The following is a 21040-nucleotide window of genomic DNA, read 5'->3' as shown; positions in this document are numbered from 1 at the left end:
GAAGGGATTACTTCCCCTGCTGCAGGTTTTTCACTTCGTCCGCGACGAACTGGACGCTCGTGCCGACGATGACCTGGATGTTGTGTTTGCCGATGACGTTGATGCCCGGGACGCCGGTGGACTTGATCTTCGCCTGGTCGACTTTGTCCATGTCCCTCACTTCGACCCGGAGGCGGGTGGCGCAGTTGTCGACGGAGACGACGTTGTCCCCGCCGCCGAGCCCTTCATAGATGGTGGCGGCCATCGCCTTGAACTTGTCATCCTTCGAAGCAGGCGCCGTTCCGGAAACCGGCCCGCCTTCTTCCGCTTCGAGCGCTTCTTCATCTTCCCGTCCCGGCGTCTTCAAGTCAAACTTGACGATGAGGAAGCGGAACAGGAAGTAATAGACCACAGCGAAGAACAGGCCCTGCACGAGCAGCATGACCGGCATGTTCGCAATCGGGATGCTCAGACTCAGCACATAGTCGATCAGCCCGGCGCTGAATCCGAAGCCGGCCGTCCAGTGGAACGTGGCCGCGATGAACAGCGAGATGCCGGTGAGCGCGGCGTGGACGACATACAGCGCCGGCGCGAGGAACATGAACGAAAACTCAAGCGGCTCGGTGACGCCCGTGAAGAACGAGGCGAAGCCGGCGGCAAGCATGAGGGAGGCCGCCTGCTTCCGGCGCTTCGTCTTCGCCGTGTGGTACATGGCGAGCGCGGCAGCCGGAAGGCCGAACATCATGATCGGGAAGAAGCCGGCCTGATAGCGGCCCGTGATCCCCTTCGTGCCTTCGCTCGCCCAGAACTTGCCGATGTCATTGATCCCGACGGTGTCGAACCAGAACACGGCGTTGAGCGCATGGTGAAGGCCGGTCGGGATGAGCAGCCGGTTGAAGAAGCCATAAAGCCCGGCGCCGGCCGCTCCGAGATTCAGGATTGTCTGGCCGAACGAGACAAGCCAGCCGTAGACGACCGGCCAGACGAAGAACAGCACGGCCGATGCAGCGAGCATCGCCGCGGCCGACATGATCGGCACGAGCCGCTTCCCGCTGAAGAACGCAAGGAAGTCCGGCAGCTTCACCTGGCTGAACCGGTTGTACATGACGGACGCGATGATCCCCGAAATGATGCCGATGAATGCGTTGTTGATCTGGCCGAACGCCATGTCAACCTGATCCGGATCCGTCTGGGTGAACAGTGCGACCGAATCCTTCGACAGCATGTTCGTCACGACGAGGAAAGCGACGAGACCGCTCAGTGCGGCGGCGCCGTCTTTTTCCCGTGACAAGCCGATCGCCGCTCCGACCGCGAACAGGATCGGGATGTTCTTCAGGATCGCGTCGCCGGCCGTGATGAGAAAGGCTGCGATGACGTTGCCGGACCCCCAGCCGTCATGGTCGATCCAGTACCCGATCCCCATCAGGATGGCCGCAGCCGGCAGGACCGCGACCGGAAGCATGAGCGAGCCGCCGAGCCTCTGGAAATACTTTTTCATTTCTTCATCCCCTTTTGTTTGATTGGCAGGTCTGTCAAAGATTCACACGCGTTTGCCCGGATTCCGGATCCGCTCGATGTGAAGTGTAATGTAGGCGAGTTCCTGTTCGGGAATCCGGATGCCGTGGAGCTGTGCGGCCGCTTCCGCCATTTTCCGCGCGCATCCGTATGCCTCGGCATACTTCCGCCGGATGAGTGTGCACATTTCCTCATCCAATGCATGGAACTCATACCGGTCAAAATTGCCGACCGCCAGGCGGAGATGGGCCACAAGCCGCTGATAGGCGATGTCGCCCGCCGACATGTCGCGCCCGATGCACCGGCGGAGGGCCTGCAGCATGTCCCGCAGGATCGTCGCCTGCCGGATCGTATCGCCGAGGTCGCTGCCCTGGGGTTTCATCGTATGAAGGTGGAGTGCGATGAATGCCGCCTCGTCCTCCGGCAGCGCCACCCCGAGTTCCTCCCGGACGAGTCCGACCGCCCACAGCCCGACCGCGAACTCATCGGGGTACAGCAGCCTGATTTCGTCCATGAGTTTGTTGTGGACATGGATGCCGTCGATCGTGCGTTCGATGGCGAACGACAGATGGTCCGTCAGCACAAGATGGATATGTTCATTGAGCTTCAGTCCGAACGTCTGCTCCGCGCGGGAAATGATCTTCTCCGAAAGGGTGAAATGTTCCTCGGGAATCCGGCCGAGCAGCGTTGCCAGCTTGTCGTTTTCCGTCATGATGAACGTCTTTTCGATTTTGTCCGGGATGATGGGATCATTCCGCTTGCGCCCGAAGGCGATCCCCGGCCCGACGACGACCTTCTCTCGGTCCCCCTCCACCGCGATGACGGCATTGTTGTTGAGGATTTTCTTGATCTTCATGGGCACTCCCCCTGTTTCATGGCCGGCCCGGCAGCATCAGTCCCCGGAAACCGTGAAAATCACCGTCTCGCCGGCCGCACACGCACCGGCGGCTGACCGGCTGACCGTCTTGCCTTCCCCGTTCGTCACGACGATGGGCGTCACGATGCTCGGCGCATGTTCCTTCAGGTACGCCCAGTCCGCCTCGATCAGCGGCTGCCCTGCCGACACTTCATCCCCCTGGCTCACCTTGACGCTGAATCCTTCCCCTTTGAGCGACACCGTCTCAAGCCCGACGTGGATCAAAAACTCCGTGCCGCCGGCTGATTTGATGCCGACCGCATGGCCCGTTCCGGCGACCATCACGACCGTCCCGCCGACCGGTGACACGACCGGTCCGCCGGACGGCATGACGGCGGCCCCGTCCCCCATCATCTTCTGGCTGAACACCGGATCCGGAACGTCTTCAAGCCCGACGATTTCCCCGCTGACGGGTGCCTTCACCTCAAGCGGGCCATTGCTTTTCTTCTTGAACAGGTTAAACGGCATGTTCATCACTCCTAAATTGGATTTGCTTGCATTCCCCTCCTGTACGGGCGGGAATGCAAAAAGCATGGGAGCAGAGCGGAGGGACCGGAGTCCTTCCGCAGTTGCTCCCATGCCTGATCGGATCAGTCACATGAGACCGCTTTCATTTTGTAGACCCATCATACCACGAAAAGAGAGCAGACGGCAACACAAGATTAACTATTCTGAAATCACGGCGGCAATAAAAATACCGGACCTCGGGTCTCCCTGTGTCCGGCAGAACTTTTCTTTGTTTAAGCCGCCTGCACGGTTTTTTTCTTCAGCAGGCCGGCGACCACGGCGGTGATGATGGCACCGATGAGGATGGCGGCCGCGTACAGGAGAATCTTCGCGAGGCCGCCTTCGACGAGGCCCATGACGAAAATCCCGCCGTGCGGCGCCCGGAGGCTGATGTCAAACAGCATCGTGAGCGCCCCCGTCGCCGCCGCCCCGGCGATCGACGCCGGAATGACGCGCGCCGGGTCGGCCGCGGCAAACGGGATGACGCCTTCCGTGATGAAGCAGGCGCCGAGAACGTAAGCCGTCTTGCCCGCCTCGCGTTCCGGCTTCGTGAACCGGTTCTTGAACAAAGTCGTCGCAAGCGCCATGCCGAGCGGAGGCACCATGCCCGCTGCCATGACGGCCGCAATGAAGTGGAAGTTGCCCGCGTCCAGCATGGCGATGCCGAACGTGTAGGCCGCCTTGTTGACCGGCCCGCCCATGTCGACCGCCATCATGCCGCCGATGAGCAGCCCGACGAGCACGGTGTTCGTGCCGCCGAGGCCTTCAAGGAATGCGGACAGGCCGGTGTACAGCTTCGTGAGCTGCGGGTTGATGAGCATCATGACGAGACCGGTGATGGCGATGCCGAACAGCGGGTAGAACAGCACCGGCTTGAGGCCTTCCAGCGACTGCGGCAGGCGGGAGAACGCCTTCTTCACGAACAGCGTCACGTATCCGGCGAGGAACCCGGCGATCAGGCCGCCGAGGAATCCCGAGCCTCCATCCGCCCCTTCAACGCCCGAAACCGTGATCGCGATGAGCCCGCCGACCATGCCCGGCGCAAATCCGGGACGGTCCGCGATGCTCGAGGCGATGAAGCCCGCGAGCACCGGCACCATGAGGAAGAACGCCTTGCCGCCGCCGATCGTGTTGAGCATCGCGGCGAACGCGTTGTACTCGGGGCTGGCAGGATCACTTGAATGGATGCCCCAGAAGAATGACAGTGCGATCAGAATTCCGCCGCCGACGACGAACGGCAGCATGTTCGACACGCCGTTCATGAGGTGCTTGTAGAAGCCGCTCTTTTCCCCGCCGGCATCCGCCTGTTCGCCGCCGGTTCCTTCATGACGGTAAACCGGGGCTTCGCCTCGGACGGCGCGATCGAGCAGCGCATCCGTTTCATGGATGGCCTTGCCGACCTTCGTCTGGATGACCGGCTTTCCGTCAAACCGGGCCATCTCCACTTTCGTGTCGGCCGCGACGATGATGGCGTCGGCGCTGCTGATTTCTTCCGGCGTCAGCCGGTTCTTCACGCCGGATGAGCCGTTCGTCTCGACTTTGATCGGAATGCCGAGCTCCTTTGCCCGCTCATTCAGCTTCTCGGCGGCCATATAAGTGTGCGCGATACCGGTCGGACAGGCCGTGACGGCAAGGATCTGAAAGCCCGGCTTAACGCCGGCCTCTCCGGCAACGGACGGTTTTTCCGCCGGCTCTGTCTCCTGCGGCCCGTCGAGTTCCGCTTCCTTGTCGTTCACCGCTGCGAGCACATCGTCCGCCGTTTCGGCATTCATGACGCGGTCGCGGAAGTTGGCGTCCATGAGGAACGTGGCGAGCCGGGACAGCGCTTCGAGATGGTCGTTCGCCGCCCCGTCGCTCGCCGCGATCATGAAGAACAGGTGCGCCGGCTGCCCGTCGAGCGAATCATAGTCGATCCCGGCTTCCGAGCGGCCGAACGCGATCGACGGCACCCGGACGGCCGCGGACTTCGCGTGAGGAATCGCAATTCCGTCCCCGATCCCCGTCGTGCTCTGTTCCTCGCGGGCGAGAATGTCCGCGGCGAACGCTTCCCGGTCATTGAGCTTGCCGGCGGCGTCCAGTCCGGAGACCAGCTCCGAGAGGACGTCCGGCTTCGTTCCGGCCTTCAGGTCCAGCAGAACCGTTTCCTTTGTCAGCAAAGAAGTAATCTTCATCTTTCCGTTCCTCCTTCCAGCCGGGTGACCGTGACCTGTCCGGCCAGTGCATCCACATCTTCTTTCCGGCAGAGATCCGACCGGAACGCCGTGGCGCTCCCCGCCGCGACGCCGCGCCGGAACGCCTCAAGCGGAGTCGCCCCTGCCCCGGTAGCGGCGATGAAGCCCGAGACGAGCGAATCGCCCGCGCCGACCGTGTTCACGACTTTGCCGCGGGGCGCTTCCGCAGACGCCTCCACTTCTTGCGAAACGAACAGGGCCCCGTCTCCTCCGAGTGAGACGATGACGTTCTGCACGCCTTTTTCCACGAGTCCGCGCGCCTGTTCCAGGGCATCTTCCCGTGTCTCAATCTCTTTTCCGGACAGTTCGCCGAGCTCTTCCCCGTTCGGCTTCATCAGGTAAGGGCGCATGTTCGCCAGCTCCTTCAGCGCAGGGCCCGACGAGTCGACGACAAGCCGGACGCCCCGGCTTTGGCACGCCCCGGCCAGTTCCACGGCAAATGCCGCTCCGTCCGAGCCCGGGATGCGGCCTGCGAGCACGAGCCAGTCGCCGGATTTCATCCGCCGCACCCGTCCGAGCAGCTGTTGCCGCGCTTCTTCCGCCAATTCCGGCCCGGGCCCGTTCAGCTCGGTTTCTTCGGCAGACTTGATCTTTACGTTGATCCTCGTCGTGTCTGCGGTCGGGATGAAATCGGTCCGGATCCCTTCCCCGCGGAGAAACTGTCCGATGTAATCACCGGTGAAGCCGCCGGCGACCGCCATCGCAACATTGTCGGTCCCGAGGCGCTTGAGCACGCGCGAGACGTTGATTCCCTTGCCGCCCGGATAATAGTACACTTCCTCCGAGCGGTTCAGTTTGCCGGCTGTGAACTCGGGAAGATAAACGGTATAGTCAAGTGACGGGGTCAGCGTGCAAGTGTAGATCATCCGTACACCACCTCCACGGTCGTTTTTTCTTCAAGCGCAGAGCGGACCGATGCCCCAAGTCCGCCCGTGATGAGCGTTGCCTCCTCCAGGCCGAAGACCCGTGCGAAGCTCACCTGGTTCCATTTCGTATGATCGGCCAGCACATAGGGTCTGCGGGAAAGCGAGGCGGCAAGTTTCTTGACTGCCGCTTCTTCCGGGTCGGGCGTCGTGAACCCCGACTGCGGATGAAAGCCGTTCGCTCCCAGGAAGCACCGGTCGAACCGGTAGCCGGAAAGCGACTCGGTCGCCTGGGGGCCGACGAGTGCGAGCGTCTTTGCCTTCACATAACCGGCCGTCAGGTAAGTGGTGATTCCGTGCTCCACGAGCGCATCCACATGGGAAAGCCCGTTCGTGACGACGACCGCCTGCTTGTCTTTCAAAAAGGGGATCATCCGGAACGTCGTCGTCCCCGCGTCGAGAAAGAGATACTCGCCTTCCTCGACGAGCGAGGCGGCGTAAGACGCGATCGCCAGCTTCTCCTGCTCGTTTTTGACCGATTTGTCGGACACGCTGAGTTCCTGGATATTCCGCTCCCGGGTCGTCGCGCCGCCATGGACCCGCTCGAGAAGCCCCAGGTCCTCCAGCTCGGTGAGGTCTCGCCGGATCGTCGACTCAGATGCCCCCGTTTGTGAAACCAGATCGGCGATTTTCACGGTTTGCCTGTTTTTCAGAAGGCCCATAATGAGATCGTGTCTTTCCGCCGTCAGCATGGCCGCAACTCCTTCACTCTCATAGATTGGTTTCATTCTACTTGAAAACGCTTCACAAATCCATCATAATCTATCATAAACAATCAAAAACATTCAACCGGCTCTGCCGGATTCAATCGGAGGCGTTTCATATGATCGAAAAACAATTTGTCATCAGCGGTTCAGAAGGCCTGCACGCTCGGCCCGCATCCAAGCTCGTCGGTTCGCTCGCACCGTTCCAGTCGGACATCTCTCTCATTTACAAAGACAAGACCGTCAACATGAAGTCCATCCTCGGAGTCATGTCGCTCGGCGTCGCGCCCGGCTCATCTGTGACGGTCCGCGCAGACGGCAGTGATGAAAACGAAGCGATCGCCAAGGTCGAGGAAGTCATGAAATCCGAAGGGCTGGCTGAGTAACATGGCAGCCAAACTCAGCGGCATCGCCGCGTCCGACGGCATCGCAGTCGCCAAGGCGTTCCGGCTGGAGCACCCCGTTCTTGAGGCGAAGAAGAGAAGGATTACGGACACCGGGGCCGAACTGTCCCGGCTGGACGAAGCACTGGCCGCCTCGCGACGGGAACTGGAAGAAATACGCGAGCGGACCGCCGGAGAGATCGGCGAAGAGGAGGCCGAGATCTTCAGCGCGCACCTGCTCGTGCTCGACGACCCGGAACTGATCGGCCCGGTGAAAGACAAGATTCGAACCGATAGCGTGAACGCAGAGCATGCGCTCGACGAGACCGCGTCCGGCTTCGTCGCCCTGTTTGAGTCGATGGACAATGCCTACATGAAAGAGCGGGCGGCGGACATCCGCGACGTGACGAAGCGCATTCTGTCCCATCTGCTCGGCGTGACGGTGCCGAATCCCTCGCTCATCCGAGAAGAAGTGATCATCGTGGCGGAAGACCTGACGCCGTCCGACACCGTCCAGCTGAACCCCGTTTACGTGAAAGGGTTCATCACAGACATCGGCGGCCGCACGTCCCACTCGGCGATCCTCGCCAGGACGCTTGAAATCCCCGCCGTCGTCGGCAGCCGCTCCGCGATGGAAACGGTCAAAGAAGGCGACCTCCTCATTGTCGACGGCTCCGCCGGCGAAGTGATCGTGCGGCCTGACGATCAGACGGTCGCCGATTACACGGAAAAACAGCAGACGCTCGGCCTGCAGCGGGAAGAGCTTTCCCGGCTGGCGGCCGAGCCGAGCATCTCTGCAGACGGCCACCGGGTTGAAATCGCCGGCAACATCGGCTCGCCGGCCGACGCGGCGAAAGTGCTGGAGCACGGCGGCGAGGGCGTCGGCCTGTTCAGGACCGAGTTCCTGTACATGGGCCGCGACGCCCTGCCGACCGAGGATGAACAATATGAGGCCTACCGGAGCGTCCTCGAACAGATGGACGGACGGCCGACAATCGTCCGCACGCTCGACATCGGCGGAGACAAAAAGCTGTCTTACATGCCGCTGCCCGAGGAGGAAAATCCGTTCCTCGGCATCCGGGCGATCCGGCTCTGCCTCCAGGAAGAAGATCTGTTCCGCGTCCAGCTGCGTGCGCTGCTCCGGGCGAGCGTGCACGGCAAGCTGAAGATCATGTTCCCGATGATCGCGACCGTGGACGAATTCCGCCGCGCGAAAGCGGTTCTCCTCGACGAGCGGGACAAGCTCAAGGCGGCCGGCGTCCCGGTGAGCGACGGGTTCGAAGTCGGCATGATGGTCGAAATCCCGGCCGCCGCCCTTATGGCGGATGCCTTTGCGCGTGAAGTGGACTTTTTCTCGATCGGCACGAACGACCTGATCCAGTACACGATGGCCGCCGACCGCATGAACGAGAAACTGGGCTATCTGTACCAGCCGTTCAGCCCGGCCGTCCTGCGGCTCATCCAGAACGTCATCGATGCCGCGCACCGCGAAGGCAAGATGGCCGGCATGTGCGGCGAAATGGCCGGCGATGAACGCGCCGTCCCGCTCCTGCTCGGCATGGGGCTCGACGAGTTTTCGATGAGTGCTTCCTCGATCCTGAAGGCCCGCGCCAAGCTTGCGGAAACGTCCAAAGCCGACATGGAAGCCCGGATCGGCGACATCCTGTCGATGGCCTCCGGCGAAGAAGTGCTGGAATACCTGGACGGACTGAAGTGAAAACAACGCGCGCCGCTCCCGCATAAAGGGAACGGCGCGCGTTTTTATTTGCGGAGCGGTCGTCGGAAGGTCCGGGCATCCCGCTTGAACGCTTCCCCGCGCTCCGCTAAAGTACTTGCAAAGGAAGGAGTTGGGCAAGCCATGAAAGTGAGCATGCTGGACCAGACCCAGCTGATGGAGGGAATGACTCCGGAAGACGGGTTTGCGCGGACGGTTGAAATCGCCCGGCATGCGGACCGGACCGGGCTCGAGCGCTACTGGGTGTCCGAGCACCACGGATCCGGCACGCTCGCCGGGTCCGCACCGGAAATCCTTGCGGCGCACCTGCTCGGGAAGACTGAACGGATCCGCATCGGCACGGGCGGCGTCATGCTGACGCACTACAGCCCGTTCAAAGTGGCCGAGAGCTTCCGCGTCATGGGCGCCCTCGCACCCGGACGCGTCGACCTCGGCATCGGCAAGGCGCCCGGCGGCACGCACCTGCCGACGATTCTCCTCGCCGGCGGCCGGTCGCTCGACGACTGGGGGCCGAAGAAAACGGACCGCTTTCCTGAAATGACGGGCGAGCTGCTTGAATACCTCGCGGACGACCTGCCGGAAGACCACCCGTTCAGCGGCCACTTCCGGGTGAGCCCCGCCGTCCGGGAAGCGCCGGACGTCTGGATCCTCGGCACCGGCCCTTCCTCCGCACGGCTCGCCGCGGAACTCGGGCTCCCGTACGCCTTCGCCCACTTCATCAATTCGGATGAAGAAGAGATGGCGGAGACGGCCGGCCTGTATGCGGACCGCTTCCGGGCGGCCGGACACGCCGGCACGCCCCGGGTGATCGTCGCCATGCGCGCGTTCGTTGCAGAGACCGGCGATGAAGCGGAGTTCATTGCCGGAAGCGCCTTGCATGGACAGTTCTGGGCCCATCGCGGCCGCCAGGTGAAGCTGCCGCCTCCCCGGCAGGCGCTCGGCGACGTGAAAACCGAAAAGGAGCGGGATGAGATCGAGACGGTGCGCCGCTCCTGGCTCATCGGTTCGGCGGGGCACGTCCGGGACCGTCTCGCCGGTCTTGCCCGGCGCGTGCCGTTCGGCGAAGTGATGGCCGTCTCCCCGATCTTTGACTTGGAATCGCAGAAGCGGTCGATGGAACTGTTGAAGGACGCGGCGGAAGGGATCTGAGAATGGGTTTTCAGATAAAGATAACGTTTCATCCGATAAAGATAACGCTCCCCCGGTTAAAGATAACGCTTCTCCCGATAAAGATAACGCTCATCAAAACAGGCCTTCCCGATTCTGCCGGGAAGGCCTGTTTGCATTTGATTCATCCCTCTTTCTTCGGGTCCCTGATGAAGAAAGTGAGGATCAGGCCGAGGACGGCGATCCAGCCGGCCGCGACGAAGGACAAGTTCACGCCGCGGATGGCGCCGAGTGCGGTGCCGTCGTGGAGTCCAGCGGTCGCCATGACCGTGACGAGGATGGCCGTCCCGACCGAACCGGACATTTGCCGGAACGTGTTGTTGACGGCGGTTCCATGCGGGATGAGGGTGGCCGGCAGCTGATTGAGGCCGAGTGTGGTCGACGGCATCATGACCATCGAAATGCCGAACATCCGGACGGCGTTCAGCACCGCCAGATAAACGAAGCTCGTTTCGTCGGTCAGGCTCGTGAACATGAACGTCGTGACGGTCAGGATGGCAAAGCCCGCACGCAGCAGCCACTTCCCTCCGTACTTGTCGAACAGGATCCCCGTCACCGGGTTCATCAGCCCCATGATGGCGGCGCCCGGAAGCAGCATCAGGCCCGACTGGAAGGCGGTGAAGCCGTGCATCGTCTGCATGTAGATCGGCAGGATGACGGTCGCGGCGATCATCGAGGAAAACACGATCATGCCGAGGACCGTCGTCACGGCGAAGATTTTATTCCCGAACACCCGCATCTCCAGAATCGGCTGCTCCAGCCGCAGCTGACGGCGGATGAAGAGGAACAGCGTCACCGCGCCGACCAGCATGGCAATCCCGACCTGGGCCTGCAGCCAGCCGCCGCTCCCCGCGATGCTGAACCCGTAGAGCAGCCCGCCGAAGCCGAGAGTCGACAAGATGATCGACGGAATGTCCACCTTCGGAAATGTCTGCTTGGTGACGTTCTTCAGCAGGAAGGCGGCGGCAACGATGATCAGAAGGGCTACCGGCAGCACGACATAGAAAATGCTGCGCCAAGGGAACTGGTCCACCAGATAGCCGGACAGGCTCGGCCCGATTGCCGGAGCGAAGGCGATGACGAGTCCGTACATGCCCATCGCCTTTCCCCGTTGCTCAAGCGGGAACAGAAGGAACATGATCGTCTGGAGAAGGGGCATCATGATCCCGGCCCCCGCTCCCTGCAAGAGGCGGCCGGCGAGAAGCACCGGGAAATTCGGGGCGAGCGCCGCGACCAGCGTCCCGGCGGCGAAGATGCCCATCGCGCTCAGGAACAGCCTCCGAGTCGTGTAGGTCTGGATCAGGAACGCCGTGATCGGAATCATGATCCCGTTCACGAGCATGAAGCCCGACTGCAGCCACTGGACCGTGCTTTCGGTGATGCCGAAATCATGCATGATCGGCGGCAGCGCAGTCGCGACGAGTGTCTGGTTCAGGATTGTGATGAACGCGCCCGATAAAAGGACGGCGAACAGCGGAATATTCTTTCTGAAATCGAACGTTTCTGTTTCTGCCATGATCTCGCCCACTTTCTGGTACACTCCGGTTTACCGGATCCGGTCAGGTCTTCCCCTGCCTGCACCTTCCCCGGAATGGATCCGCATGTTCCGCAGATTATACCATAAGCCGGTTTACATGCCCGCCTCCGCCAAAAACACCCTCGCCAAAATGGATGGTGAGAGTGTTTCAATTGCCGGACGGCGGTCCGATTTCTTCGACATCATTTGTAACCCGGATCATCACCGGTTGGTGAGAAGCCGTGTAAAGCATCGTCCCTTCTCCCCCTGCATAAAACCGGATTTCCGGACGCGATGCAGCGAATCGGTCCAGTGCAGGCAAAACTTCCGGATGCCGGATAAACGGCAGGGTAGTCGCTGCCGACAACAAAACGATTGCCGGATCCAGCCTGTCCGTGATTGCCTCGATCACACCCGGTGCTGGCGAGGCACCGATCAGATGAGTTTGATACCCTTCCAGCATGAGTTTCAGCAAAATGATATGGACCGGTATTTCATGCGTTTCTCCAGGGAAGCATGCCCCGATCACAAGTGGCGCCTCTTCATGCGCTTTGTAATTTCGCCGGAGATTGATGAGGAAATCCCGGATCACCAAACTTGAAAACGATTCCTGGAACTCGCCCCACTCCTCCGTCTCCCATTTCCTGCCGACCTCCTCAAGAAACGGAATGACTACATCGTCAAGAAAACTCCTCAGGCCAAGTTCATTGTAGGCATGCCGGAGTATGAGGGACAGCTCGCCCTCATCACATCTGCTGCCCGCTTCCAAAAGTTTGGCTGTATGCCCGACTTTCTTTTCGGACGGGATGACCGACTGCTCGCCGCTATCCGTTTCAGCACTCCCCTCAAGCAATTTCGCGACTTTCAGCAAGGAGTGCCCCTCCAGCTGGAGAGATTTCGCTCTCATCAGTTTCGCAATATCAGCTTCGCTGTAGACACGGTAGCCATTGTCCAGTCTTTCCGGCCGGACAATGCCATAACGATCTTCCCACTTTCGGATCACTTGAGCAGACAGCCCGGTAATAGAAGCCACTTCTTTGACGTAATAACGTTTTGCCCTCTCCATAGCGCTCGTCCCTCAACCGTTTTTTTCTTCTTCCCCCATTATAGTCGCTCAGTAAGTGTTGTACAACGTTAAGACAGAAAACCATATACAAAACCCCTCAAATACAATCAACTCTTGAAAAACCTTTATATTTTCATATTGCTTGTGTTCTTTTTGTACAATGTTGTACAATCAACATTATACAAAAGAAAGGATCCGTGTACAGCCTTTCGTATATTCCGGCGGGTTGGACTTTCTTTCTGGAAGGAGCTTGCAGATGGGCAAAAAAGTGATCGTCGTCGGAGCCGGTGTGGCAGGTTTGGCCAGCGCCATCCGGTTGCAGCATGCAGGATATGAAGTGGAAATCTATGAAAAGGAATCGATGGTCGGAGGAAAAATGCATCAGATCGAGCAGGATGGGTTCAAATTTGACCTTGGCCCCACGATCGTGATGATGCCCGAGCTTTACCGTGAAGTATTCGAACTTGCCGGCCGCAATCCTGATGACTACATTCCCATGGAGCGGCTCGACCCGATGTATTCCGTCTTTTTCGGCAGCAGGGAGGAAGATCATTACGAAATCCGCTCAGACCTTGTCGAGCTGATGAAAACGCTCGAGGAGATCAGCGAAGAAGATGCCCAGGGCTTCCTGAATTACCTTGGGGAAATCTACGAACGATTCACCGTTGCAAAAAAACATTTCATTCAGCGGCCTTTCCGCAATCCCTCTGATTTCTACAATCCGTCTACGCTGAGGCAGGCGCTGAAACTGAAGACATTCGACAGCGCGGACCGCTTCATCAGCAAGCATTTGAAAGACGAACGCCTGAAACAGATGATCAGCTTCCAGACCCTTTATATCGGTGTTTCGCCTTATAACGGCCCTTCCCTCTACACGATGATCCCGATGATTGAATTCCTGTACGGTGTCTGGTTCATCAAAGGCGGAATGTACACGATGGCTTCCGCCATGGAAAGGCTGTTCCGGGAACTCGGCGGCAAAGTCCGGCTCAACGCCCCGGTGGACGAAATTCTCATCGAAGATGGAAAGGCCAGGGGGGTCCGGGCGCGCGGAGACAGGGTTGAGTCTGATTTTGTCGTCTGCAATGCCGATTTCCCGTATGCGATGAAAAACCTGGTCAATGACCGGAAAGCGAAGGGGAAATATACCGATCAAAAAATCGACAGCATGAAATATTCCTGTTCATGTTTTCTGCTCTACCTCGGGATGGACAAGAAGTTCGAAGAAGTCCCGAACGTCCACAACTTCGTGTTCAGCGGGGATCTGGAAGTTAATCTGAACGACATTTTCACGGGAAACCGGATGGATGACCCTTCTTTTTATGTGTACATCGGCTCTAAATTGGATCCCTCGCTCGCCCCGGAAGGAAAAGACGGTCTATACATCCTTGTCCCGGTGTCCGAGCTTTCGACTTCAAAGTATGAATGGGACGAAGAAACCATCCGCCATTACCGGACACTCATCCTTGACGCCCTGAAAAAAGTGCCCGGTTTCGGCAATGTGGAAAACCATATCGTTTCCGAGTCCTTCATGACTCCCCCGGACTTTGAATCCCGTTTCAATGCCTATAACGGTGCCTGTTTCGGTCTCCGGCCGAACTTGGCCCAAAGCAATCATCTCCGTCCGCAGAGCAAGGCGAAAAACTGTGAAAATCTGTACTTCACCGGCAGCAGCACCCATCCCGGCGCAGGCGTTCCGATTGTGCTTTTATCCGCAAAAATCGCGGTGGAGGAATTGTTGCTGGATGACCGGGGCACCGTGACGGCGGCATGCAAACCGGGCAACCAGACTGCTGCGGCTGCCGACGCAACGGGCACATGATACGTTCAAGGAGGGATCCGCCATGACACCAGCTCAAGACCGCCGCCTTCAGCATGATTACCTTTACTGCGAAACGATCATCAAGCGGCACTCAAAAAGCTTTTACTATGCATTCAGCAGGCTGCCGAAAGAAAAGGCGCAAGCCGTTTACGCCATCTACTCATTCTGCCGGATGGCGGATGACATTGTGGACCGGGAGGGCAGCCGGGCCCGCAAGATGGCTTCCCTCAAGAAACTGGAGGAGGAGCTGAACCTGTTCGAATGCGGACAAGAACCGGACACCTCTCTATGGCGCGCCCTGCGTGATGTGTTCAACCGGTTCCCGATGGACATCGGTCCATTTCGCGACCAGATTGCCGGACAGCGGATGGATCTTCACTTCCGCCAGCCCTCCACATTGCCCGAGCTGGAGAAGTACAGTTATTTCGTTGCGGGTTCCGTCGGTCTTGCTTTGCTGCCAATTATCGCTTCACAGACGGATTCAGCCGATATCAGGCAGCAGGCCGTCGACCTCGGTGTCGCGATGCAACTGACGAATATATTGCGTGACATCGGCGAGGATTACCGGCAGAACAACCGTGTTTATCTGCCTGCTGCAAATATGAAGCGGCACTCTTTTTCAATGAAAATGCTCGGTGCCGGCTCAGTGAACCCTGCATTCATTTCTCTTTGGGAAGAAATCGCCGGACGGGCAGAAACCCTCTATGATCGCTTTGAACAACAGATCACCGGCTATGATCCCGACAGCAGGCTGCCGGTCTTGCTGTCTGCCCGTATTTATCGCGGAATTTTGGCGGCCGTCAGAAAAAATGGCTATGACTGTTTCAGAAGAAAGCAGTCTGTCGGTCAGATAGAAAAAGCGAGCATCTATCTCATGGTGCAAACTAACCTGGCCTGCCTGGATGAAGCGGCGGCAACAGAGGATTCCGGCGGACTTCCGCGGACAGAATTCGGAGGAGCGGAATCATGAAGGATAGCAGAAAGTCTGTACTTATCATCGGAGGAGGACTTGGCGGATTGTCGTCGGCCATTTCGCTCGCTCAAAAAGGTTACCGTGTCAGCCTGTTCGAACAAAATGAACACATCGGCGGCAAGCTGAACCGAAAAGAACAGGACGGGTTCGGATTTGATCTCGGGCCGTCGATCTTGACGATGCCCCACGTGTTTGAGCGGCTCTTCACCCGCAGCGGCAAACAGATGGCAGACTATATCCCCACCACCAGGCTCGGTCTTGAATGGCGCTCCTTTTTTCCGGACAACTCGAAAATCGACCTATACGGTGATCTGCAGCAGATGCTCCGGCAGAATGACCTGCTGGAGGAGCAGGACATCCGTGAATACAAAGAGCTGCTCGACTACTCCCGCAAGATTTATGAAATCACGGAGCAGGGCTATTTCCGCGAAGGATTGGATACAACGGCCGAAGTGATCCGTCATCATGGTCCGATTCGCTCGATCAGGGGATTCGACCTGTTTTCAACGATGTACGAAGGCATCGAGAAGCGCATCAGCAATGAAAAGTTTCGCACGATGCTTTCCTATTTCATCAAATATGTCGGCTCCTCCCCGTACGATGCGCCTGCCGTCCTCAACATGATGATTTCCATGCAGCATGATCAGGGCGTCTGGTATGTACCGGGGGGCATGCATGGCATCGCGGAAGGACTCGGCCGGCTCGCCCGTGAACTCGGCGTCGAGATCCATACAGGCGTCCGCATCACCCGACTTACGGATGACGGCAGCGGCAGCGTCGTGGCAGCGGAAATGTCCGACGGTCCGAGCCGCACCGCTGACTGGTTCGTCTCCAACATGGAAGTGATTCCGCTGTACAAGAAGCTTCTGGACGTGGATGTGAAGTACATCCGAAAACTTGAAAAGCGGTTTGAGCCTTCTGCATCGGGCCTCGTGCTTCACCTGGGCGTCAGCCGGGAATACCCGCAGTTGCGCCATCATAACTTCTTTTTCTCCGAAGATCTGAAAGGCAACATGGAGGATATTTTCCATCATGGCCGTCTTCCGGAAGACCCTACGATTTATCTCGTGAATCCAAATAAGACCGATCCGGCCCAGGCCCCGCCCGGCCATGAAAACCTGAAGATCCTCCCCCACATCCCGCACATACAAGATGTTCCGTTCACGGAGGAGGACTACCGGGCGTTTCGCGAACGTGTTCTCGCAAAGCTTGAGCGGATGGGCCTTGAGGGGGTGCGGGAACACATCGTCACAGAAGACATGTGGACACCGGAAGACATCAGGCGGGTATACGGATCGGACAGGGGATCCATTTACGGAACCTTGTCCGACAAAAAGAAGAACCGCGGTTTCAAGCACCCGAAAAAGAGCGAGCTTTTCTCCAATCTGTATTTCGCCGGCGGTACCGTCAATCCCGGCGGCGGCATGCCGATGGTGACGCTGAGCGGCCAGCAGGTGGCGAACAAGATCTTTGAAGCCGATCATGGGTGATCTGTTCCCTTGGCGCCAGAATGGAGGCGAAATAAATGGAGTTGCTTTTGGTGGTGGCCCTGTTCCTCTCATTAACCGGATTAACGGCGGGCATCCTCATGCTTTTCCGCTTTCCGTCAACTGTCCCGGCCATTCCCGGCAACAGTGAAATCCCCCCGATGACAGTTATTATTCCGGCGAGGAACGAGGAATCCCGCATCCGGCCGCTTCTCGAATCGCTTCACACACAGTCGCCCGCCGCTTTGGAGATTCTTGTTGTCGACGACAACTCCTCCGACCGGACTGCAGATGTGGCCCGGTCATACGGTGCGCGGGTGCTTGAATCCGGTGGCTCTTCAGAAGCAATGGCCGGAAAATCATCTGCCTGCCAGGCGGGTGCAGATGCAGCATCCGGAGAATGGTTGTTGTTTCTTGACGCGGATACGCGGCTCACTTCAACCGATAGTCTTGCCCGGCTGGCCGCCGCCTACCGGGCACTCGGCCGGCGAGGGCTGCTGTCTGTGCAACCGTTCCACCGGATTGTGCGGCCGTTTGAGAATCTGTCCGCTGTTTTCAATGTCGTCGTCGTGGCCGGGATGAACTTTTTCGTGCCTTCCGGCTGGCGTTTGAAACCGGCCGGCGCATTCGGGGCCTGTATTCTGTGCAATAAAAAAGATTATGACTCCACGGGCGGCCACGCGGCAATCCGGGAGGCCCTGATGGACGACCTGGCGATTGGCCAGGCATTTCTATCGAAAGGCCTGCCTGTACACGGAGTGGGCGGCAAAGGGCTCATCGACCTCCGCATGTACCCGGACGGCCTGCGCTCGCTCATGGACGGCTGGACAAAGAGCATCGGCACCGGTGCCTCTTCCACTCATCCCGCTGTGACCTTGCTCATCAATGCTTGGATCACCGGGGCATTGCTTCCTCTCTTTATGATCGTTTTCGCTATCTGGGCGGGTAATCCGGGCTGGGCAATTGCCGGCGGCTTGATGTATGCAGTCTACGGTTTGCAGATTCACCGGCTGGCCCGGCTGGCCGGTAATTTCAACCCATTGCTGATCCTCCTTTATCCGTTTCATCTATTGTTTTTTACTTTTATTTTCCTGCGGTCGCTTTATTTCGTCCGTATTCGGCGCCGTGTGTCTTGGAGAGGCCGGACCATCAAGCTTTGAAACGGAGGGCAATTGCGCATGCAACTGATTGAGCTTCCGGCCGCCTGGCTGGTCCTGACCGACATTGCCGCCTGGGCCGTCCTTCATCTTTCCGTTTCACTTTTCTTGTTCTTTTTGCCCGGCCATTTTTTTGCCCGGACTTCATTCCTTACCAGAATCAGGGGATGGGAAAAAGGAGGGGAAACTTGGCAACGGCTGTTGCGGGTGAAAAGTTGGAAAGATCGCCTTCCGGATGGAAATTCGGTTCTTGGCATTGGTTTTCAGAAAAAACAGCTGCTTTCCGCACACCCGGATGATCTGGATGAGTTTGTCCTTGAATCCCGCCGTGCAGAGTGGACGCATTGGCTCCTCATCCCCCCCTCCCTTCTTTTCTTTCTGTGGAATCCGCCTTGGGCCGGATGGATGATGATCGTCTATGCACTCGCCGCCAACCTTCCGTTCATCTTCATCCAAAGGTATAACAGGCCCCGTATCGAAAGGCTGATCACCCGAAAAAACAATGCCGCCGAGAACCTTCCCGTAATGTGCCACGTGAAAGCAAAAAGACAAGGAACACTGTAGCTCCCTCCGGGAAAGCCGTCAGTGTCCTTGTCTTTTTTCATCAATCGATATCGATCTCGGCCACCGTTTCCTCCACTTCCGCACGGGTCATCTTGTCGCGGCCTTCCTTCATGGCCTTCAGCGTCTTGTGGGCGAGGGCGAGCGGCAGGCGGCAGAACAGCAGGACGGTTTTCTTCCTCAGCGACTTCATGTATTCATCGGCCTTTGCCAGGTTTTCTTCGGCGTAGGCAAACAGATCATCACGTGTCCAGCCGTCCGGGACGAACGAGACCCCCCGCTCATCGAGATCTTCCTGTTCGTTGCGCAGGATGTTGACGGCCTGCAGCCCGCGGCCGTAGCCGATGGCCAGGTCCCGGTCGGTCTGCTCGCCGGCGTACAGCTCAAACAGATCCGACAGCATGACGCCGACGAGGCCGGCCACGTAATAAGTATAGTCATCCAGGTCTTCCCGCGTATGGACTTCCCAGTTCCGGCGCGCCCATTCGGCCATCCCTTCCGACATCTCGCGGGCCGCGTCCGCGACAATCCGGCGGGAATCTCCCGGGCAGGCCTGCAGCCACTCCTCAAGGCGGAGCGTCACTTCCGGCATCCTGTCCTTTGTCTCGCCGAGGATTTCCATGTAGCGCTCATTGTCGAACGGCTCCGCGAACAGTGCGGCCACTTCGGACAGCATCCGGTGTTTCGTTTCATTGTCCAGCTCTTCGTGGTCTTCAATTTCATCGATTGCCCGGAAAACAAGATAAGCGGACGCCACGGAATGCTTTAATTGCCTCTTCAAAAAGGTGATCGGTATATAGAAAGTACGGCTCGTCTCTTTCAGGACGCGCATCGCTTCTTTTGGAAAAACGTATTCCATGTATTCCTCTCCTCCGTCCGTATCAGAACCGGCCCGGCCGGCTTGCAAACAACATGATGTCTATTATATCGCTTATGGCCGCTTACTTGAAATAAAGTCTCGCACGGCGACGCGGGAAGGAGTTCCATGCCCGTGTGTGCAGAACATTTAGAAGATAACGGGAAGGGGGAAGAGTTATGAGCGGATTGCTCATGCAGGACAAAGTGGGAATCGTCACGGCAGGAGGCAGTGGAATCGGCAGGGAAAGCGCAAAGGCTTTCGCGGCGGAAGGAGCAAAGGTGGTCGTCTCCGACATCAGTGAGGAAGCGGGCCATGAAACGGTCCGGCTGATCCGGGAAAGCGGCGGTGATGCCATTTTCGTTTTATGTGATGTGTCGGACGAGAACCAGATTGCCGCTTTGGTGGAGGAAACGGTGAGTCATTACGGCCGGCTTGACTGGGCCCACAACAACGCAGGGATCGGTGCTCCTTCCAAGCCGATCGCCGAGACCGAAACGGCCGACTGGGACCGTTGCATCCGGATCACCCAGACGAGCCTGTATCTGTCCCTGAAGCATCAGATTCCAGCGATGCTGAAGTCCGGCGGGGGGGCCATTGTGAACACTGCCTCGACTTCGGGGCTGCTCGGTTCTGAAAACCTGGCGACTTACAGTGCCGCGAAATGGGCGGTGAACGGCCTGACGAAATCCGTGGCGCTTGAATACGCCAAGCAAGGGATCCGCGTCAACTCCATCTGTCCCGGCATGACGCTCACCCCTGCCGTGGAAGCGTGGGCAAAGGAAGTGCCCGAACAGGCGAAATATGTCGAGAACGACATTCCGCTCGGCCGGATGGGCCGTCCGGAAGAACAAGCACAGGCCGCCGTCTGGCTCTGCTCCGACCGTGCCTCTTACATTACAGGCGTGAATCTTGCCGTGGACGGCGGTCAGACCGCCAAATAACGCTTCCGGCCATGCAGAAAATGCATGGTCTCTTTTTTCGTGTGCCCGATCAATTGGCAGTCTTTTTTCATTCATCCCGAATTCCTGTATACTGTGAAAAAACTGATGGATCCCATCATTGGAAATGAGCAGGTGAGTGACTTGATCGAAATTAGAACTTCCGCTTTGAGCGACGGCGAATTCAACCGCGGCGTGTTCGCCACGCGCGACATCAAAAAAGGCGAATTGATTCATGAAGCGCCGGTGATCGCCTATCCGAACGACCAGCATGAGCACATCGAAAAGACGCTGCTCGCAGATTATGCATTTGAATACGGCATCAACCATACCGCCATGCTCCTCGGCTACGGGATGCTGTTCAACCACTCCTACCATCCGAACGCCACGTACGAGATCAGCTTCGAAAAGCACACGTTCGACTTCTACGCCTACACCGACATCCAAGCCGGAGAGGAAATCCTGATCAACTACAACGGTGACGAGGAAGACCAGGAAAAGCTGTGGTTCGACCGCGAAGACGAGGAAGACAAAGTCTGAACAGATCCTATCGGCCGATAAAAAACAAGCCTGCAGACCGCATTCCGGCCTGCAGGCTTGT

At 58.5% G+C, this 21040-nt stretch carries 19 protein-coding genes; 10 read left to right on the top strand and 9 right to left on the bottom strand.

Translation table 11 applies throughout. The features are described from left to right. Positions 1-7: 7 nt before the first annotated feature. From nagE to ACFFIY_RS13035, 6 genes are all read right to left on the bottom strand, one after another. Positions 8-1477: an N-acetylglucosamine-specific PTS transporter subunit IIBC gene (nagE, locus tag ACFFIY_RS13060; RefSeq protein WP_354194542.1), complete on the bottom strand. Its 1470-nt coding sequence runs from the start codon at positions 1475-1477 to the stop codon at positions 8-10. A gap of 42 nt (positions 1478-1519) precedes the next feature. After that, complete coding sequence (locus ACFFIY_RS13055; RefSeq protein ID WP_354194540.1) at positions 1520-2350, bottom strand: PRD domain-containing protein; 831 nt, start codon at positions 2348-2350, stop codon at positions 1520-1522. 36 nt (positions 2351-2386) lie between these two features. After that, entirely contained in the window at positions 2387-2878 is a 492-nt protein-coding gene (locus ACFFIY_RS13050; protein ID WP_354194538.1) for a PTS sugar transporter subunit IIA, read from the bottom strand. 272 nt (positions 2879-3150) lie between these two features. Then, positions 3151-5088 carry a PTS fructose transporter subunit IIABC gene (locus ACFFIY_RS13045; protein ID WP_354194536.1) on the bottom strand — a complete coding sequence of 646 codons (1938 nt, stop codon included), beginning with the start codon at positions 5086-5088 and terminating at the stop codon, positions 3151-3153. After that, positions 5085-6014: a 1-phosphofructokinase gene (pfkB, locus tag ACFFIY_RS13040; RefSeq protein ID WP_354194534.1), complete on the bottom strand. Its 930-nt coding sequence runs from the start codon at positions 6012-6014 to the stop codon at positions 5085-5087. The genes ACFFIY_RS13045 and pfkB overlap by 4 nt, the downstream gene beginning before the upstream one ends. After that, positions 6011-6763: a DeoR/GlpR family DNA-binding transcription regulator gene (locus ACFFIY_RS13035; RefSeq protein WP_354194532.1), complete on the bottom strand. Its 753-nt coding sequence runs from the start codon at positions 6761-6763 to the stop codon at positions 6011-6013. Before ACFFIY_RS13035 ends, pfkB begins: the two co-directional genes overlap by 4 nt. A 131-nt stretch (positions 6764-6894) precedes the next feature. On the opposite strand from ACFFIY_RS13035, the gene ACFFIY_RS13030 reads away from it, so the two are divergent. The 3 genes from ACFFIY_RS13030 to ACFFIY_RS13020 all read left to right on the top strand — a co-directional run bounded on the left by ACFFIY_RS13030 (position 6895) and on the right by ACFFIY_RS13020 (position 10042). After that, the gene (locus ACFFIY_RS13030) at positions 6895-7161 is read left to right on the top strand and encodes a phosphocarrier protein HPr (RefSeq protein ID WP_354194530.1); all 267 of its coding nucleotides are present in this window, start codon (positions 6895-6897) and stop codon (positions 7159-7161) included. Position 7162: 1 nt separating this feature from the next. Continuing rightward, positions 7163-8875 (top strand): phosphoenolpyruvate--protein phosphotransferase, encoded by a 1713-nt coding sequence (gene ptsP, locus ACFFIY_RS13025; protein WP_354194528.1) that lies wholly within the window; start codon positions 7163-7165, stop codon positions 8873-8875. 141 nt (positions 8876-9016) lie between these two features. Then, positions 9017-10042: an LLM class flavin-dependent oxidoreductase gene (locus ACFFIY_RS13020; RefSeq protein WP_354194526.1), complete on the top strand. Its 1026-nt coding sequence runs from the start codon at positions 9017-9019 to the stop codon at positions 10040-10042. Between the two features lie 142 nt (positions 10043-10184). Here the strand turns inward: ACFFIY_RS13020 and ACFFIY_RS13015 are convergent, their stop codons facing one another. Both ACFFIY_RS13015 and ACFFIY_RS13010 read right to left on the bottom strand, forming a co-directional pair. Beyond that, a complete protein-coding gene (locus tag ACFFIY_RS13015) occupies positions 10185-11576 on the bottom strand; it encodes an MDR family MFS transporter (protein ID WP_354194835.1) in 1392 nt (463 codons plus the stop codon). 169 nt (positions 11577-11745) lie between these two features. Continuing rightward, on the bottom strand, positions 11746-12642 hold the full coding sequence (locus ACFFIY_RS13010) for a MerR family transcriptional regulator (RefSeq protein WP_354194524.1): 897 nt from the start codon (positions 12640-12642) through the stop codon (positions 11746-11748). A gap of 256 nt (positions 12643-12898) precedes the next feature. Between ACFFIY_RS13010 and ACFFIY_RS13005 the strand changes: the two genes are divergently transcribed. From ACFFIY_RS13005 to ACFFIY_RS12985, 5 genes are read left to right on the top strand one after another with little or no spacing between them, the layout of a single operon-like run. Continuing rightward, positions 12899-14464, top strand: a complete 1566-nt coding sequence (locus tag ACFFIY_RS13005) for a phytoene desaturase family protein (RefSeq protein ID WP_354194522.1) — start codon at positions 12899-12901, stop codon at positions 14462-14464. 22 nt (positions 14465-14486) lie between these two features. Then, positions 14487-15434, top strand: coding sequence for a phytoene/squalene synthase family protein (locus ACFFIY_RS13000; protein WP_354194520.1), 948 nt, complete (start codon positions 14487-14489; stop codon positions 15432-15434). Continuing rightward, the gene (locus tag ACFFIY_RS12995) at positions 15431-16927 is read left to right on the top strand and encodes a phytoene desaturase family protein (RefSeq protein ID WP_354194518.1); all 1497 of its coding nucleotides are present in this window, start codon (positions 15431-15433) and stop codon (positions 16925-16927) included. Before ACFFIY_RS13000 ends, ACFFIY_RS12995 begins: the two co-directional genes overlap by 4 nt. A gap of 35 nt (positions 16928-16962) precedes the next feature. Continuing rightward, positions 16963-18084, top strand: coding sequence for a glycosyltransferase family 2 protein (locus ACFFIY_RS12990; RefSeq protein WP_354194516.1), 1122 nt, complete (start codon positions 16963-16965; stop codon positions 18082-18084). Between the two features lie 18 nt (positions 18085-18102). Next, positions 18103-18645, top strand: a complete 543-nt coding sequence (locus ACFFIY_RS12985; RefSeq protein ID WP_354194514.1) for a glycosyl-4,4'-diaponeurosporenoate acyltransferase CrtO family protein — start codon at positions 18103-18105, stop codon at positions 18643-18645. A gap of 40 nt (positions 18646-18685) precedes the next feature. Here ACFFIY_RS12985 and ACFFIY_RS12980 read toward each other — a convergent pair whose 3' ends face one another. After that, the gene (locus tag ACFFIY_RS12980) at positions 18686-19501 is read right to left on the bottom strand and encodes a squalene/phytoene synthase family protein (RefSeq protein ID WP_354194512.1); all 816 of its coding nucleotides are present in this window, start codon (positions 19499-19501) and stop codon (positions 18686-18688) included. A 176-nt stretch (positions 19502-19677) separates the two neighbouring features. Here ACFFIY_RS12980 and ACFFIY_RS12975 point away from each other — a divergent pair, with 176 nt between their 5' ends. Together ACFFIY_RS12975 and ACFFIY_RS12970 are read left to right on the top strand one after the other, a co-directional pair. Then, positions 19678-20442, top strand: coding sequence for an SDR family NAD(P)-dependent oxidoreductase (locus ACFFIY_RS12975; RefSeq protein WP_354194510.1), 765 nt, complete (start codon positions 19678-19680; stop codon positions 20440-20442). 141 nt (positions 20443-20583) lie between these two features. Further along, positions 20584-20979 carry an SET domain-containing protein gene (locus ACFFIY_RS12970; RefSeq protein WP_354194833.1) on the top strand — a complete coding sequence of 132 codons (396 nt, stop codon included), beginning with the start codon at positions 20584-20586 and terminating at the stop codon, positions 20977-20979. Positions 20980-21040 lie beyond the last annotated feature (61 nt).

It is taken from the genome of Bhargavaea ullalensis, assembly GCF_042432615.1.
Taxonomy (GTDB): Bacteria; Bacillota; Bacilli; order Bacillales_A; family Planococcaceae; genus Bhargavaea; species Bhargavaea ullalensis.
This window is presented reverse-complemented; position numbering and strand designations above follow the sequence as displayed.

Bases quoted from the DNA above. Each gene is read 5' to 3' on its own strand.
- nagE (WP_354194542.1), bottom strand. From the start codon at position 1,477: ATGAAAAAGTATTTCCAGAGGCTCGGCGGCTCGCTCATGCTTCCGGTC.
- ACFFIY_RS13055 (WP_354194540.1), bottom strand. From the start codon at position 2,350: ATGAAGATCAAGAAAATCCTCAACAACAATGCCGTCATCGCGGTGGAG.
- ACFFIY_RS13050 (WP_354194538.1), bottom strand. From the start codon at position 2,878: ATGCCGTTTAACCTGTTCAAGAAGAAAAGCAATGGCCCGCTTGAGGTG.
- ACFFIY_RS13045 (WP_354194536.1), bottom strand. From the start codon at position 5,088: ATGAAGATTACTTCTTTGCTGACAAAGGAAACGGTTCTGCTGGACCTG.
- pfkB (WP_354194534.1), bottom strand. From the start codon at position 6,014: ATGATCTACACTTGCACGCTGACCCCGTCACTTGACTATACCGTTTAT.
- ACFFIY_RS13035 (WP_354194532.1), bottom strand. From the start codon at position 6,763: ATGCTGACGGCGGAAAGACACGATCTCATTATGGGCCTTCTGAAAAAC.
- ACFFIY_RS13030 (WP_354194530.1), top strand. From the start codon at position 6,895: ATGATCGAAAAACAATTTGTCATCAGCGGTTCAGAAGGCCTGCACGCT.
- ptsP (WP_354194528.1), top strand. From the start codon at position 7,163: ATGGCAGCCAAACTCAGCGGCATCGCCGCGTCCGACGGCATCGCAGTC.
- ACFFIY_RS13020 (WP_354194526.1), top strand. From the start codon at position 9,017: ATGAAAGTGAGCATGCTGGACCAGACCCAGCTGATGGAGGGAATGACT.
- ACFFIY_RS13015 (WP_354194835.1), bottom strand. From the start codon at position 11,576: ATGGCAGAAACAGAAACGTTCGATTTCAGAAAGAATATTCCGCTGTTC.
- ACFFIY_RS13010 (WP_354194524.1), bottom strand. From the start codon at position 12,642: ATGGAGAGGGCAAAACGTTATTACGTCAAAGAAGTGGCTTCTATTACC.
- ACFFIY_RS13005 (WP_354194522.1), top strand. From the start codon at position 12,899: ATGGGCAAAAAAGTGATCGTCGTCGGAGCCGGTGTGGCAGGTTTGGCC.
- ACFFIY_RS13000 (WP_354194520.1), top strand. From the start codon at position 14,487: ATGACACCAGCTCAAGACCGCCGCCTTCAGCATGATTACCTTTACTGC.
- ACFFIY_RS12995 (WP_354194518.1), top strand. From the start codon at position 15,431: ATGAAGGATAGCAGAAAGTCTGTACTTATCATCGGAGGAGGACTTGGC.
- ACFFIY_RS12990 (WP_354194516.1), top strand. From the start codon at position 16,963: ATGGAGTTGCTTTTGGTGGTGGCCCTGTTCCTCTCATTAACCGGATTA.
- ACFFIY_RS12985 (WP_354194514.1), top strand. From the start codon at position 18,103: ATGCAACTGATTGAGCTTCCGGCCGCCTGGCTGGTCCTGACCGACATT.
- ACFFIY_RS12980 (WP_354194512.1), bottom strand. From the start codon at position 19,501: ATGGAATACGTTTTTCCAAAAGAAGCGATGCGCGTCCTGAAAGAGACG.
- ACFFIY_RS12975 (WP_354194510.1), top strand. From the start codon at position 19,678: ATGAGCGGATTGCTCATGCAGGACAAAGTGGGAATCGTCACGGCAGGA.